At 40.2% G+C, this 15,576-nt stretch carries 12 protein-coding genes; 1 reads left to right on the forward strand and 11 read right to left on the reverse strand.

Annotated features, from left to right (window positions below; all coding sequences use genetic code 11):
- Positions 1 to 10: 10 nt before the first annotated feature.
- The 9 genes from C1714_RS11310 to C1714_RS11350 all read right to left on the reverse strand — a co-directional run bounded on the left by C1714_RS11310 (position 11) and on the right by C1714_RS11350 (position 11,710).
- The gene (locus C1714_RS11310) at positions 11 to 2,218 is read right to left on the reverse strand and encodes an SLC5/6 family protein (RefSeq protein ID WP_102343352.1); all 2,208 of its coding nucleotides are present in this window, start codon (positions 2,216 to 2,218) and stop codon (positions 11 to 13) included.
- Between the two features lie 17 nt (positions 2,219 to 2,235).
- Positions 2,236 to 3,405, reverse strand: coding sequence for an EpsG family protein (locus C1714_RS11315; RefSeq protein WP_102343353.1), 1,170 nt, complete (start codon positions 3,403 to 3,405; stop codon positions 2,236 to 2,238).
- Positions 3,402 to 4,601, reverse strand: coding sequence for a glycosyltransferase (locus tag C1714_RS11320; protein WP_102343354.1), 1,200 nt, complete (start codon positions 4,599 to 4,601; stop codon positions 3,402 to 3,404). The genes C1714_RS11315 and C1714_RS11320 overlap by 4 nt, the downstream gene beginning before the upstream one ends.
- Positions 4,602 to 4,781: 180 nt before the next feature.
- On the reverse strand, positions 4,782 to 5,225 hold the full coding sequence (locus C1714_RS11325) for a GtrA family protein (protein ID WP_102343355.1): 444 nt from the start codon (positions 5,223 to 5,225) through the stop codon (positions 4,782 to 4,784).
- 67 nt (positions 5,226 to 5,292) lie between these two features.
- Positions 5,293 to 6,852, reverse strand: coding sequence for a lipopolysaccharide biosynthesis protein (locus C1714_RS11330; RefSeq protein WP_167850043.1), 1,560 nt, complete (start codon positions 6,850 to 6,852; stop codon positions 5,293 to 5,295).
- The gene (locus tag C1714_RS11335; protein ID WP_102343357.1) at positions 6,845 to 8,086 is read right to left on the reverse strand and encodes a glycosyltransferase family 4 protein; all 1,242 of its coding nucleotides are present in this window, start codon (positions 8,084 to 8,086) and stop codon (positions 6,845 to 6,847) included. Before C1714_RS11335 ends, C1714_RS11330 begins: the two co-directional genes overlap by 8 nt.
- On the reverse strand, positions 8,079 to 9,044 hold the full coding sequence (locus C1714_RS11340) for a glycosyltransferase family 2 protein (protein WP_102343358.1): 966 nt from the start codon (positions 9,042 to 9,044) through the stop codon (positions 8,079 to 8,081). Before C1714_RS11340 ends, C1714_RS11335 begins: the two co-directional genes overlap by 8 nt.
- Before the next feature lie 7 nt (positions 9,045 to 9,051).
- Complete coding sequence (locus C1714_RS11345) at positions 9,052 to 10,614, reverse strand: glucosyltransferase domain-containing protein (RefSeq protein ID WP_102343359.1); 1,563 nt, start codon at positions 10,612 to 10,614, stop codon at positions 9,052 to 9,054.
- Between the two features lie 16 nt (positions 10,615 to 10,630).
- A complete protein-coding gene (locus tag C1714_RS11350; RefSeq protein ID WP_102343360.1) occupies positions 10,631 to 11,710 on the reverse strand; it encodes an acyltransferase in 1,080 nt (359 codons plus the stop codon).
- A gap of 350 nt (positions 11,711 to 12,060) precedes the next feature.
- Between C1714_RS11350 and C1714_RS11355 the strand changes: the two genes are divergently transcribed.
- Positions 12,061 to 12,993 carry a glycosyltransferase family A protein gene (locus tag C1714_RS11355; RefSeq protein ID WP_102343361.1) on the forward strand — a complete coding sequence of 311 codons (933 nt, stop codon included), beginning with the start codon at positions 12,061 to 12,063 and terminating at the stop codon, positions 12,991 to 12,993.
- 33 nt (positions 12,994 to 13,026) lie between these two features.
- On the opposite strand, the gene C1714_RS11360 is transcribed toward C1714_RS11355, so the two are convergent.
- Together C1714_RS11360 and C1714_RS11365 are read right to left on the reverse strand one after the other, a co-directional pair.
- On the reverse strand, positions 13,027 to 14,133 hold the full coding sequence (locus C1714_RS11360; RefSeq protein ID WP_167850045.1) for a glycosyltransferase: 1,107 nt from the start codon (positions 14,131 to 14,133) through the stop codon (positions 13,027 to 13,029).
- Between the two features lie 141 nt (positions 14,134 to 14,274).
- Entirely contained in the window at positions 14,275 to 15,576 is a 1,302-nt protein-coding gene (locus C1714_RS11365) for a phenylacetate--CoA ligase family protein (RefSeq protein ID WP_102343363.1), read from the reverse strand.

Genomic DNA, 15,576 nt, shown 5'->3' on the forward strand with positions numbered 1-15,576 from the left:
AACCATTTACTTAATTCTCCTGTACTTCTCCGCCTGTATTATCTGCCGCTTCACCTAAGTCCGTTTTATCCGGAGTATAATCCGGATTGACCCGAAGAATCACCCATTCATCATTTTCATATTCGATGCTGCACTGCCCTGAGTGAAGAACAGAGACATAGCACTTGTCAAACCATCCGCGTTCATCCCAGATTGCGACTGTATTGCGCATAATCACATAGTCAACATTCGGATAAGATGAAATTAATTCGCCTAATCGGCTGTAATCAGACACAACTTCATTCTGATCCGGATCAACAACCGGGTTAGCTCCCGTGAGACGATGCGGATACATTAAGGACATGACAAGATAATCCTTATTAAACTGGTCCTCTGATGACATGGCATCCCGAAATTTATTGGATCCGAAAACATTGACAATCCCTGGGACATATCCCCGGAGGCTCTCATCCTGCGACAGAAAATGCAGACGTGTATCCGAAGCAGGAACCAGTTTGCTGGTGATGTAATCATACATTTCTATGGTGTGATTCGTAACTTTGTATTCCCAGTTATAATCCTCTGAATCTGTCATGAAGGTTAGCGTTTTACTATAAGGGATCGTCAGATTAGATGCCGTCAATGTTACTGTGGCGGCCAGGGAGAGAATGGGAAGAAGGAGCCAGTTAATGTAGATTTTATTCAGCAGAGAATCAGTGTTCTTGATCAGGAAAGACAAAGTAAAGGGATTAGCTAATAGGTCAAAGGCCCGGCAATACGCCTCCTTCGTAAGGTATGTGGCAGCAAACGGTTCCACCAGTGGATTAAGAAACATTGCGCCAAGGAACATAAGAAACAGCTTATATGAACGGTTTACTTTTGAGTTGACAACCAGAAGAGCCACCATCGAATACATTACAATATTCCGCCAAAGCTCCATGGTGCTGACATGGCTGGTGAAATTATTACACATATCGTGATAACTTCCGGCATCGAAGAAATAGGCATAACCAAATTCCGAATTTCTGAGAGTGAAAGACCGTACAACTATAAAAGTCATAGTTATTGGAAATAAGACTTTGAAAACCATGGACAACCGTTCAATCTTTTTATGAAATAGCCAAACGATACCACAACAAAGAGCAGTAATACCAAGCGCAGCACCCAGACAGATTGCATAGCTGGGATATTCTGATGGGCTTATGGCAATTATCCCAAAATGAATCAGCCCAATACTGCTTGCTACAAGACCCATATAATCCTGCCAGACTGTCTTATCGGAAAATGCAAGGGTAAACAAGACAGCTGCAGCAAAGAAAACAAAAATAAACAGGCAGGATGAACTAACCATTATTCCAGCCAAATAAATGACCCCAAGCGGTATGAAAAGACGGCCATCGTGACTTCTCAGATAGCGATACACGATCAGCATCGCCCATCCAACGCATACGGTTCGAATCGTGTTGCCAAAAAAGCCAAGGGTTGTATTGAAATAATTGGTAAAAAACGGTGCCAGCAGAAAGACCGAAAGTACGGAAAACCATTTCCGTTTTTTATATAGAACATTGATGGAACTGATAAAGATACTTCCAAGTGACATGTAGTACAGTATCGAACCACCCCAGATATAAATGGGGATCAATGAAACCAAAGAAACATCAAAGGTTGTCTTTACCCATCGGAGAAGAACAGCCCAGAAATAGTAATATCCCTGATAATCGTGAAGGACTTCTACGAAGTCAAACGGCCCTTCTCCCTGGTAATAAAAGTATCCGCCCCACACTGGATGGTCTACGGATTCACCAACCTGAGAAAGATAATATACAGTATCAAAAAAGATATTATTTGTAGTAAGCTTTGCGGCTGCTCTTCCCAAGACAACTGCTATGGCGACCCCAGCCACAAAAGACGCAAGATGTTTCCAGGAAGGAATTACATTTGCCCGGAAGATCAAGCAAAGAATAGGCCCGGCCAGGACCAGCAGTTTCACAAGAGTTAATGCAAAAGTAGAATCACCACGAACTGAAACAATGTAGAAAACATAAATCTCAAAAATAGCAAAGATGGTAAAAATGCCTGGAAATGTACAATCAACATTCTTTAGAGAAGGAATGAACTTTTGATACAGGCGACCGTAAAAATAGCCCGAAGCCAGAAGGATCAGCACGAGAAGACAGCCGATAGAAACAACATCTGTATTCCAATTTTCAAAGAAATACGATAATGTAACTTCCTTCATTCAAATCCCCTTTCTCATTAATAATGGTCACTGATGATATCAGCGGCCGGATCCCATACAGAAATATATGAATTCACCGGCGCATTTACAATTTCGTATATCTTTTTTGTGTTCCCGATACGATAGGTTGTATCAGAATACAGTAGTACGAAATTCAGAGCAATGACGCCAAGAAAACCAAGTGCTTTTTTCTTTTTATCCGGGATAAGGCAAACCAGATTTGGAATAAGAATAACCTCAATGATCTGAATGAAATCCGCAACTCTCGATACCAGTTGAAATCCGGCAAAGCAAAAATAGAAAGGAACCGTCATCAAGAAGACTGCCGTCTGTTCTTTCAAAAAAAGGTCCTCAGGGTTACTCCATGAATACAAAATATACACTGCAATTCCAAGGCAGACTTGAAGAAGGAGGCCAATGATCGAAAAATCCGGATTCTGAATAAAATATGAAAATGCTATATAGCGCTGGAATGTCGGCATCGTTGCCAGATATGGAACAAGGGTCAGGTTCAGAATTCCGATTGCCGCCGAGATTACTAATATCCAGAAGTAAATCTTCTTGGCTTTTTTGGAATGTCGGTGATAAAGCTCTATAACAACCGGAACGAAGAAACCGATTCCTGCGCTTTCATGAAAAGTAAAAGCCAAAAGAATACAGAGTTCATAAGCTAGGTACTTTTTCTTTGGAATACAGAAATAGAAAGCCGCAAAAAAGATACACATAGCGAGAAATTCACGCCATGCACTGCCATAATACATCTCAAGAACACCGCACCCGATAAGAATCACCATCGAGAACAACGGCTGCCGACTCTGACGAAGAACAGGAATCATGAGCAAAGTCATAGTCAGAATGTTCAGTGCCAGGATGAATTCCGGATATGTACAGAATAAATGTTTCAATCCATAGACAAAAAATGTATAGCCAAGATTTCTTACAGAATAAAGGCTCCCGTATTGGAATGGATCTTTCATTACAGCAATAGCAGAATTAAAAATATTGTTGTAAATGTATTTGTAGTTAATAAAATCATTCCCGATTGTAAACCGGACGACATAAACAAGTGCAAGAACAATCGTTATGGTGAGCTGAACCTTTCTGGAACAGTGAAAACAGGAGATATACATAAAAAAGAGAAAGGCAGCTGCAACGGAATATATAACCAATGGATAGTAACTGCTCATCTTCCCCCTCCTTCGTTATACCGCTGCTCATATAGTGCAGCATACGATGCAAGCATCCGGGCACGCCCGTAACGTTGCCCTTTTTCTATACAGGCTTTTTTGTTCCAATGTGAGGTCCGTATTAGTGCGAGTGCTTCAGACATTGCGCCGCATTCCACAACTCCCCCTGTCTCTGAGGTCAGCACTTCCGGGCTCCCACCGGTTCGATATGTAACAACCGGGCAGCCGCAGGCGAGGGCCTCAAGATTCACCGTAGGGAATGTATCTCCATAGGTAGGATTGATCAAAACATCGGCTGAAGAATAGATTCCTGCAAGTTCCCCGCGGCTCGATGTACGGCGGATTCCGATTGCTCCGTGTGCCTCCAATTCTTTTTTTTGCCAGGAATTGACGCCAACCACGACAAGCCTTTCATCATTTTTCAGCAGGGAGCTAAGCAGCAGCAGGTCTGCATACCCTTTCTCCGCAGGCCATCCGGAAGATACAGCCAATATGATTTTACTGTTCTCAAGCTGATAATGTCTTCGAAAATCAGAACTGCTGGGGCGGAAAATCGAAAGATCGATCCCAGTCGGAATAACAGTGCAGTGCATTGACTTCAGAAAAGATTGAGCTACCTGTTCTTCAAGCCATTTGGAAGGAACAACCAGGCTTGTCTGATCAGCGATCGAAGTGAACAAAGCCTTTTTTCGTTCGAAGTTCAGTGAAGTATTCCTTCCATTCCATGTATATGGATACGTATTAAGAAGGGGGCACTTTGTACACTGTGTTTTCCATTGTGTGCATCCTGCGCTCTCATAATGAGCACAATGACCTGTAAATGTCCAGCAATCATGAAGCGTCCATACAATCGGGACCCCGCTTTCCTTCAAATACGAAAAAAGGACAGGCGCATCAAGATAATAACCATGCAGGTTATGCAAATGAATTATATCTGGACGAAACACCTTCAGATCTTCAACAAGTTTCCTTGTGTCACCAGCATTTGTCCATGCATGTTTGTCAAATAAATAAGTCTGTATTGCCTGATCAGCGTTTGCGAAAAAATTCGTAAATTTTACAGCAGTTGCATCCGTATTATTCGTCTTACGCCCAAAATAAATTCTTCCCTGAACTCCAGGGATCTTTGAAAGATCATAGACAATGCGTCCAACGCTTCCATATCCTACAACTGTGTTGATAAAAGCTATTTTCACAACAGATTACCCTTCTTCACTTCTCCTAAAGCCTCAAAGAGGCTATAGGTTTCTTACTTAGATGAATGATATCATAAGCCGTATCCACGATAGGACATGCAGAAAAAAGTCAGATCTACAACAAGTTAAGAATAAGTTTCCCTGCATAGATAAAAAAAGGAGGTGTAATGTATTCTTTCATCACCTTACTTCCGTCCCAGAAGAAGCATCTTTTTTTTCATTTCCCTTCGTACCGAATTTTCCAACAATAAAGGTCATAAAAAGAAAATTAACAGGAACATAGATAGGAACAGAAACCAACTTCGCATAGCGCTCAGGAACATCAAAGCCACGGCTAAGCAATTCAACAATCAAAAATGATATGATCCATCCCGGAACATAACTCACGGGGAATGTAACGAAACTCTTCCAAGAGTATTTTTGATGATATGTAAATTTAATATTCATCAAGTATGAAGGAATAAAAGCCAGCACATCCGCAAAAACACTTGCCATTCCGACCTCGATACCTAATGCAAGCATCCCTTTATTGATAAGTAAGGCAATCAGTGTATTAATTACACCAATTACGGCAAAAGTAATGAACTGCCGGTTAAGGAATTTCTCTTTAATTTTTTTCCACATATGCAAAATTGTATCTAAAGACAGACTATAAGTAAACGAGCCTATCTTTATCAAAGATCGTAATACATCATCTTCTTACCCGCAGCCGCTTGTACAGTTCTGTCAACCTCTTCATTTCGTCAGAGCTCCGGTATACTGTCCCAAAAATAACAATAGACATTGCTGAGCAAACAAGCAACCGAATCAGCAGATCTGTAATGCTTTTCTGTGGAATAAATCTTTCACAGATAAACCTGCAACTTAAAAGCAGAACAACATTCACTGTCGAATAAGCGGACAATCGTTTCAAATACAAGGAAAGGGAGTGTTTGAAGTAATTTCGGAATAATATTATCGTTTCCCAGGGAAGCTCAATACATGACAGACAAATAATGGACGAAATTACGGCCCCAATCACACCGATTCTCGGGATCAGGACGAGATCGAGAATAAAATCAAGTGCGATGGAAACATACGGCTTCCATCGATCGTCATACCACATGCCATTAGCATTTTTGAATGTAACAACTGTCTTACGGATCTGAGATAGATAAAAATACACACAAAGTAGAATGACCATATCCATTCCGAGCATCTGATCTCCCATCCAGACTCTAATAAAATTCTGATAAAGGCAAAGCATGCATGCTGTGGCCCAGCCAGTCAGAATCATGCTAAGCCAAAACAAGAAAAAAAAGCGATCATAATTCCCTTCTCTGCTTTCAACCGCTACCGCATTTCCAATGCCTGATTGCACGCCATTGTACAATGCGCTCAGCAGCATTGTGACTGCAACAAGAACATAATAATAATTCCCATAAACAGCAACAGCATTCAATCCAAGAAAGGAGGATATCATGACCGTATCAATGCTATTAAAAAACTTCTCGTCCAATTGATGACCGATCATGGCCCCGATCCTTTTCTTCGCATCAATGCGTTCTTGTTGATTCAATGATCCTTTGGGATGATAAGAAGAGTAATAACGACGCTTATAATAGAACCGAAGGAAGCCGATTACAGCTGCCTGAATGACTAGAGCAATAATATAATAAAGATAGCTTTTATAGACGAGCAAAGAAATAATTTGCAGACTATATCCGACCAGATTCGCGATTCCGTTGATTGCCGTATTATAATCGCTACGCTCACTCGCTTCGAATAAAGCCGTTGTATCCGGGAAAAAGAAATACTGAAGTGCATCTGAAAGAATATACAAACTAAACAATAAATAAATATTTGCGTCTACGGGAATATTCCCTGTCACAAAGAAAGGGAATAATGGGATCAGGCATAGACTGACCACAATAATAAATATTCCAATCCAGAAATAGATCTTGCGAAGTTCATGAAGATACGCTTCAACTTTCTCTTTCTCATCATATGCATAAGGGCGATAGAGAAAATACGTCATGACCGTTCCAATACCGAGTTCTGAAAAATTAATCATGCTAATGATTGACAGGAAAAGGTTATTGAGGCCAAGGTATTCGTATCCGATCGTTCGAGCCATTAAGGTACGCAGAAAAAAAGGTACAAGAGTCGTCTCAATCATATAAATAGAGCCGAGCACAGCATTTCTAACCGAATTGACGGCTCTCTTGTTCTTTAATTCTTCATAGTTGGATGGCTTCTGCTCACTACTCATGATTTGCAAATTCCGATTTTGAGATAAAAACATTCTTCTGAAGGTCCTCAATTGCCTTCTGCTGAACACTACTGTCCCAGAGATGTGGAAGAGAATAGGAAAAAGACGTTTCGACTATGTGCTGGTATTCGTCAGGGTCGGCCAAGATTCTGTTGATCTCAGCGGCAAATGCAGAGGGAGTTCTTTCCTTGCAGATATAGCCAGCTTTTCCGTAATTTACTGCATCACGACAGCCCGGTGCATCTGAAACAAGACTTGGAGTCTTTAGCAAAGCAGCTTCAGTAACAATAATACCCCACCCTTCACGGATTGACGGGAAAAGGAGAAGCCATGCAGACTTCATCAGCCGGTATTTTTGGCCTTCATCCACAAATCCCCAGATAACGATATCTGCTGTCTCCTGTGATTCTGCGATGAGGAATGAACCGCACCGGCTAATAAAAGCCTCTTGAGTTGACGAATTGACGAAATAAATTTTCAACTGATACTGCTGTAAAACAGGTACTAATGATTCACAGATATATTCAATATTCTCTTTCCCGACAATCCAAAGTTTGGCGTCATCATGTTGTTTATTGACATCCGCAAACGCCTGAATAGCAATGTCAATTCCTTTGTAAGACGCATAACGTCCAACATAAATCAATGTGGGGCTCTTCTGCTTAGGAATCGCTTCTTCCATGAATTGCTTGATTTCCGTATGGATTCCATTCGGAATAATAAATATTTGATGTGGATCAAACCCAAGAGAAACAAGGTCCTGCTTTGTGGATTCAGAGACAGTTATTGCCTTCCCCTTTCGATAAATTCGAAGCGACCAAGACTCAAGAGCATGTCCAATGACATTTAATGGGAATTTAGCACTGATATACCAGATTTCACGAGTCAGTTGATGAATAAACAAAATTCTTTTCTCTTTTGGTATATAGAAAGGGGTAAAGAAATGATGTGTATTACACTCATCAATCACATAATCAATATCACCTTTGTTCTTAAGATAGTAATATGCAGCATAAAAAATCACTGATCCGATGTTGCCGTGCCGAATATAGGAAACGCCGTCAATATTTTCTACTTTTTTTGCCCCGGGAAACATTGGCGAAAGATGAATAACCCGATAAATCTGCGGGTCAAGACGAGATAGCATCGCATGTGAAAGTACTTCTGCGCCGCCGCTCTTAGGAGCTTTGATATCTCGCCACGACAATGCTAGAATAACTGTTTTTTTATCCATGCTTCTGTACCTTTTCTTTCTGCAGATTGCTCTCACGGCAGATATAAATCGGCCGATTCTTCACCTCGAGATATACCCGTGCAATATATTCTCCGATAATGCCGAGAGTCGTAATAATAACTCCCGAAAAAAACAGAAGAAGAAGAATCAAAGTGATTGAATCCGTCCACTTTCGAAGTCCATTCGTCGTCTGATAGAGAACACGGAAAAAATATACCAGTGATGCGATCACAACAAATACGCCGAGCCAAATAATGCCCCGTAACGGCTCTACATTAAAAGCGATAATTCCACTTTTAGCATAGCCCCAAAGACCCTTGAAACTCCATTTTGTTTTTCCCACGGACCGTTCGACATTTTCATAATCGATCCATTTTGTCCGGAATCCAACCCAGGCATATATACCTTTAATGAAACGCTCATGCTCATGAAGAGACACAATAGCATCCACAACGTCACGCTTCATTAAGCGATAATCAGTCATACCGGGAACGAAATCCATTTTTGTAATATAGTGAATTACATAATAAAAGAGACTGGAAAACATACTCCGCACAGGTGCTTCCCCACATCGTGAAACTCTTCGAGCACCTGCACAGTCATATTCTCCGGATTCCAAACACTTTACCATCTTTGGCAGAAGACCAGGAGGATGCTGTAAATCGACATCCATTACTGCAATATAATCTGCAGTACTGTTTTCTAGACCAGCATAAATAGCAGCTTCTTTACCAAAATTGCGTGCAAAGGAAATATATGCAATCTGATTACTACCACGGGTTTCAGAAAGTGACTTTATTTTTTCCAAAGTATGATCAGAGCTTCCATCATCAACAAAAAGAATCCTCCAAGCGTAATTTGGAAGTTGCTTCGTAAAGACATCTGACACTGCTTGATAAAACAAATCGATACATTCTTCTTCATTAAAGCATGGAACAATAAGGTCAATTGCTTTCATCTCGAGCTCACTTTGCTAATATTACTACGATTTGTCCATCTATTTCTTGAATTGAGGAAGAATCGGGATAAGATTCCATCTCGGATAACAGTTTAAGATCGTTGGCAGATAAACTGATATTATTTTCTAAATCTTTTACGGATGAATACATTTCAAAGTGCAGCGGAGAACCGAGGATTCGATTCATAAACTCTGGAATCGATATCTGATAAAGTCCATTTAGCCGATCATCTTCTACATTCCATAACATATCCAGCATAGGAATGGGCGTAATCCCGGTGCGATTAAAATAGGCATCTGACTCTGTATCCCATACAATAGCAATATCCTCGCCCCCGTCGAAATCATCACATTGTTCTATGTGTGAAAGAAGACGGCTGCACATATTAAGCGTTTCAATATAATAATTATTCCATCGTATATAAACGGTATTTGATAATACAAAACCGTAATAAACCATTAGGGATAACAAAGCAATAATTGCCCTTTGGATCGCCTTGACTACATGCTTACCCTCAAGACTCTGATTGACAATTCCAACAGTATAGAAAAAAGGGACAGAAAAAGAATAAAACATCAAATAATGCCATGAATTAGAGATGATCTGAATAATATCCATTGCCGGGAAAATCAGAATGCCACAAATACAGAGCAAAATAAAATTGAGCTTCCGATCAATAGAATTGCGAAAAAACTGAAATAAAGTCAACAGAACAGCTAAACCGAGAATTATCCCATTAAGCCAGTGAATGCCAAACGGATACCAAAAATAATAATTTAATGATGCTTGATAAGAATGAAAAAATCGGTATAGCATTCCGGAAAAATCCATTGTCTGAACACTTGTAATCGAATCTTCGTTCAAATAACTATTTAGTTGCTGCCCGCTGATTGAAAGCAAAATCTTCAGGACTGTGTAAAACATTATAAGGCCGATGATTAGGCAAAGGACCTCCTGTACCCCGCGTTTAAATAATGTGGCAGCCCTTTCTTGCTGAAGAATGTTTAAAATCAAAAGAACAAGCATCAACGATACTGTCACCTGGACATAAGCACCGTATAAAGCTACTGAGCACATTATAAGAATAATACAGGCAAGACAATGGGAACACTGAAATTTCGTATCTTTATAAACACTATAGACAGCACCTACAGCGAAAAACAGGGCAAGATAATATATGTAAATATTTCCATACGTATTTGCCCCAATCAATGCAGGATTGGTTTGTGCTAAGCCTGCCATTAGCCAAATCCCCGCCCAATGGCGGAGCGAAAACATATTAACAAGCATCCAGATGACGCCAATCATCAGAAGCTGTCCAAGCATGCCGCTCAGCCACGGAAGATTCTGAAATAATGTAATAGCAAACCCAGGTCCGCTAAGCCATTTGGTTCCACCAAGGTTAAGCCAGCCAACATCTGAAGTGATATAAATCGCATCAAGACCATAGATAGCATTTGCATAAATAAAACCATGGGCAATCATTCCTGTAACAAGGGAAGCAATGACAGTTGTACGAAAAGAGCTCTGTTCCCAAAGATTAATTATTTTATTAGTGACTTTTTCCATAAATCATCCCCGTTTTTCAAATTACCCATCTTTTTAATATGGGAATGTGGCGAATCACGATTGAGATAAGAAGGCTTATTCCAAATACAGTGCCTGCAGCAAGCAACAGGCCTCCAATTGTATGAATACCGGGAAATGGATTTGCAAAATGATGTCGAAGCTCAAACAGGACAAGATGATGTACGAGATAAACCCCAAAAGTATGATCCGAAAGAAAACGCCATAGCCTTGATGGGCGGTTCCAATGATACTTTCCAAAAACAAACAGAGCAATCGCAGCCAGCATGGTCGGAAGGAAAAAATACCCATAATAATGGGTGACTATCCCGCCGGCAATATTAGAAAAGTAGGAAGTTAAAACCGGCACTGCTATCCAGCCAAACAGCCCAAGAAGATAAATGATCCACTGTTGACGCTTTGAAATCTCCTTGGATTCTAAAGCATATCCTATTAAGAAGTAAGATGTGTATCCAAGTGTAAAATGCCACGTGATATTACCAATTCCCGAAAAGGCAGTCGAGACAGCCTGCGACAAAAAAGGATTCTCCCCTGCCAAATCAGTCGTAATCAACTGAAGGCTGGGCAATAGAAATGTAAATATGGCCGAAAAAACAATAAAGCCATTCAGCAATTTTTGATCATGCGCAATCGGCCGTAGAAACGGAAGAAGGATGTACAGCCCAAACATCATGTAGAGAAACCAGAATGGAGGTGGCCCAAACAAAATCTCAGAGACCCTGTGTGCCCAAACATGATCCATATTCTCCAGTCGATAATAATCAGTAAGACAATATACAATTGACCAGAAGAAAAAAGAAGTAATCAGATGAAGTATATTTTTCTTCCAGATTTTTCTATAATCCTTCGTTCTATCCTCTCCCTGGGGGTTTTTGTTTAGAAACAGCGCCCCAGAAATCATCACAAAAATCGGAACACACCAACGGGATAGGCCATCAACTATATTCATTGCCTCCCATGCATCGCTTCCAACATCTACCGTAAAAATAAACTCAGCAGCAACATGTACTAAAATCACTGCGTACGCACCAAAAACACGCAAACGGTCTAAATAATGAATTCGCTGGGAACTCACCATATACTCTTTCCCCTTTATCTGTCCGCTATATTTTACCCTGTCTTTAATACCAAACGATAACCCTTTGATACCAAAATATTGATATCAGGTTCGAAATAAGCCTGTGGTGCACTGATTAAGAACCATACTAAAAGCACGGATTTAATTCATTACAGGATCAGAAATTAGAGTACCAGCCTCCAAAAACCATTCCAGGAGACATACCACCCAGGTGCTTTAACATTTGATTTACTCTTTTCTAAATATTGGCCGATACACCACTGATCCGGACAGAAATGTTATACCTTGTCATTCTGGTTGTTGAGTAGAAACTGAGAAGATAAAATTTACTAAGAGCGTGGTGAAAAGTGATGCTGGCATGGATATCTGAACGAATAAAGGGGACTCCCCTATTTTGCTTTCTAAAAAATATCGAATACTTTTTCTATCCTCTATATCTTTGGTTTCAACATATTGATGCACATAAGCCCAGGAAACCTGGCATACGCCCCAGATGCGGAGACGAGACGGAGGTGATCATTTCACTTACCTCCTTTCCGGCGCGCATACCTTACCTTCATCATTGCTTGTATTCCTTAATGAATCAGACTATTCATCCTCACCGAATCATTCTCTGGCTAGCCGAAGAACAGTTTCCTGACCGTTTAGATGATATTCCCGAAAAGATACGTGAACTTCAGCCACTGGGTTTGGAGATCAGATGGGTAAAACAGGATCTACGTTCATACAAAAAGCTTATTCCGGCATTAAATGCATTCCCTGAGGCAATAATTGTAACTGCAGATGATGACCTCTATTATCCTGATTACTGGCTTGAGCGTCTTATTAATGCGTATCAGAAGCATCCAGACAGCATTCATTGTCATCTTATCACCCGTCTAGGTATGGATTCACAAAAAATCATTGATCAGGTTCCACGTTCAAGACAAATGGTTGACTCATTTTCTTATTTCAATAAGCTTCTTGGTGGAAGCGGAACATTATATCCGCCACACATATTAAGCAAAAATGTATTCGACCTCAATGTCATGCGGCAGACTGCGCCATCAAGTGACGATGTTTGGTTCTGGGCGATGGCTGTTTTGAATCATAAAAAAATACACTGGATTCCAAACGGTATGCGCAACCTGGTTTATGTTGAATATACGCAGGAAGACACGCCGACTCTTTCCAGTGTTAATGATACAGATGATCAGGGGTTCAGAAAGCACATCAATGCAGTGGCAGATCATTATCATTTAAGAACAATCCTTACCACTGAGGTATCAGGAAGAAAAAAATAAATTCTTATGATTTTCATCTGCAAACGCTACTTTTTAGAGCATATGCGTTCTTTTCTGTAACATTTCGTAATAGGTTTTTGTTATCCGCTCTCCGGCCCCTTCTGCCGAAAAGATACTTGTGCGCAATTCTTTGTTATACGATCTACGATCAGGGATTGTAGTTATTTCTGATTGAAAACTCTCAACCCATTTATCCAGTGGATCAGAAAGGGAAACAAATTTTACGAGATCTGTATATACAATCTCAGATGTGACAGAGCTGGATATAATACAGGGCAGTCCATAAGCCTGCGCTTCAATTCCGGTCAACGGCAGTCCCTCAAAATGCGAAGGAAGAAAGAAAATGTCCATTGCCTGATATAAATCATTTACATCGTCTCTATTTCCAAGAAGTCGTATACTGTGGTCTAATTTGTTTTCTTTCACATAGTTTGCCAGTTCCTGATCCATCGGCCCGCTTCCTATCCACCAATATGTCAGTTTAGGAACTGTCTTTGCAAGCTGTTGGATAACCTTGAATGCAAAATAAGGATTCTTCTCTGGGGAAGTTCGGCCGACAGTTCCGACAACGATTCGATCGGCAACATTCATTTTTTTTCGGATTTCTTCTCTTTTTTTAAGATCCAGTGAATTATCATCTGGTGAGATCACATTAGGAATAACTGTGAAATCTTGCCCCATCAGAATAGATTCACCTGCAGCTCTCCCACACGCGCAGAAATCTGTACATTGATATTTTAATAGCGGGAAAAAAAGTTTCTCTATTTTTTCTTTCACGGGATTGCTGCTAAGTCTGGTGCTATGAATATGGAGGATTCTGACAGGGACATGCTGATGTTTAGCACAGATCATCATCGGCAGGGTTAACAGCAAGGAATTATCAGAAATCACTTCATACTTTCCTTGTTTTAATATTTCATTGCACCTATTAATATGAGCAACTGTATTTTTTAATGGTGGAAGTATATAAATATTTCCGCCTGCTTTTTGTATTTCTTGATAATAAGGGGTCGCTTGATTGCTCAGAAGAGCAAAGTCCATCTGTACCTCCTTATGATTCAACTGGCGGAAGTACGACATTACAAAACTTGATACACCTTGACCTTTATAAAGATTTGTAACAACCATTAATACTTTCACCAAAGATCATTCCTCCATCCATCACCCAACACAATCAATTTTTTTTGACAGAAATCTAAAGATAAATTTCATCTTCTATTCTCCAGTCTTTCCTATAAAAACCGGATCTACGAACGTCATTTTTCTTGCGGACAAATACATTTATTTACCACTTTCTGCCTGAGGGGAAATATGCTGAATTAGTAGTAAAGATTTCCCCCGGGAAGTAAGTGGAATCTCATCGACATAGGAAATGGAGGCATCTATATTTCCGTTTTCTTTAAAAAAGCGAATAATATAGTCTTCATCCGAATGAGAATATCCTTCCCTTTTTATTATGCGGATCTCTACCGTGCCTGGAATAGACTGCTCCAGCTGCCACTTTTCAATATGGTTATATGGCGTAAACTCATGCCCAGGAATCAAACCAGTCAGCGCTAGCGGTGTTCCTTCAGGGTCATAAAGATAGTCCTGCTTACGGCCAAGAATCTTTGTTAGTATTTGCTCCCCATTTTGTGGTTTTCCAACTACAGCATAATCACCAGTGCGATAACGGATAAATGGCATAACATCGTTATAAAAAGAAGTAACAATAATCTCTCCGGTTTCACCGGGCTCTGCTGGAGAACCATCTTCTTTCAGCACCTCTGTATATCCGTACAGAGGCTCCGTTTTATATGCGTACGTATTATCAAATGTATACCCGAACACAGAACATTCAGAATGACCATACTGAAAAACGATATGATCACATTGATAAGCTTCCTTGATCAGATCAATTTGATATTCATACCAGGCTTCTGAGGTGAGTTCAATACACCTTATCGGCTTTTTCAGTGTTACATGCTGAGAAATAATATACTGACCGAATAAATAAACAAACGAAGGATAACCTCTTATAAAATCCGGCGCTGCCTGCTGAAAAAGTTCCAGATATTTTTTTGAATTTTCATCTGTATAGTAAAGAGAAGAAAGGAAAAAACCACCATAAGGAAGTTGATCACTCATGTAAACTCGGCTTGGTTTACGGACACCTCCAAAATCTCCACGCTGCTGCTGCTCTGTTGTCAAAACTGTTCCATCCATCGCCAGAATTCTCTGGCCTCTTTTGTAGCCGCATCGTTTCCAAAGCTTGATCTGATAAAAGCCATCTGCCGCGTTGGACAGCAGAAAACGGAAAGGCTCTCCGGTTGTTCCGCCAGTCAATGCTTCATGATACAAAATGTGATCTTTTTTTCTGGATGTAAAAAGATCTGGATTTTTGCGAATCAACTGCTTATCAACAACAGGGAAAGAAGAAAGCTCTAATGAGCTATTTCCATGCGAACAAAATGAGGAGTAATAGGGAACATTTTCTGTAGCATACCTTAAAGTTCGTTGAATCAGTTTTTGCTGAATTTCCTGCTGATTATTATTAACTTTGGAATAATGCAACGCAAGTAAATCTGTACGTAAGTCCTTCAA

It is taken from the genome of Galactobacillus timonensis, assembly GCF_900240265.1.
Lineage (GTDB): Bacteria > Bacillota_I > Bacilli_A > Erysipelotrichales > Erysipelotrichaceae > Bulleidia > Bulleidia timonensis.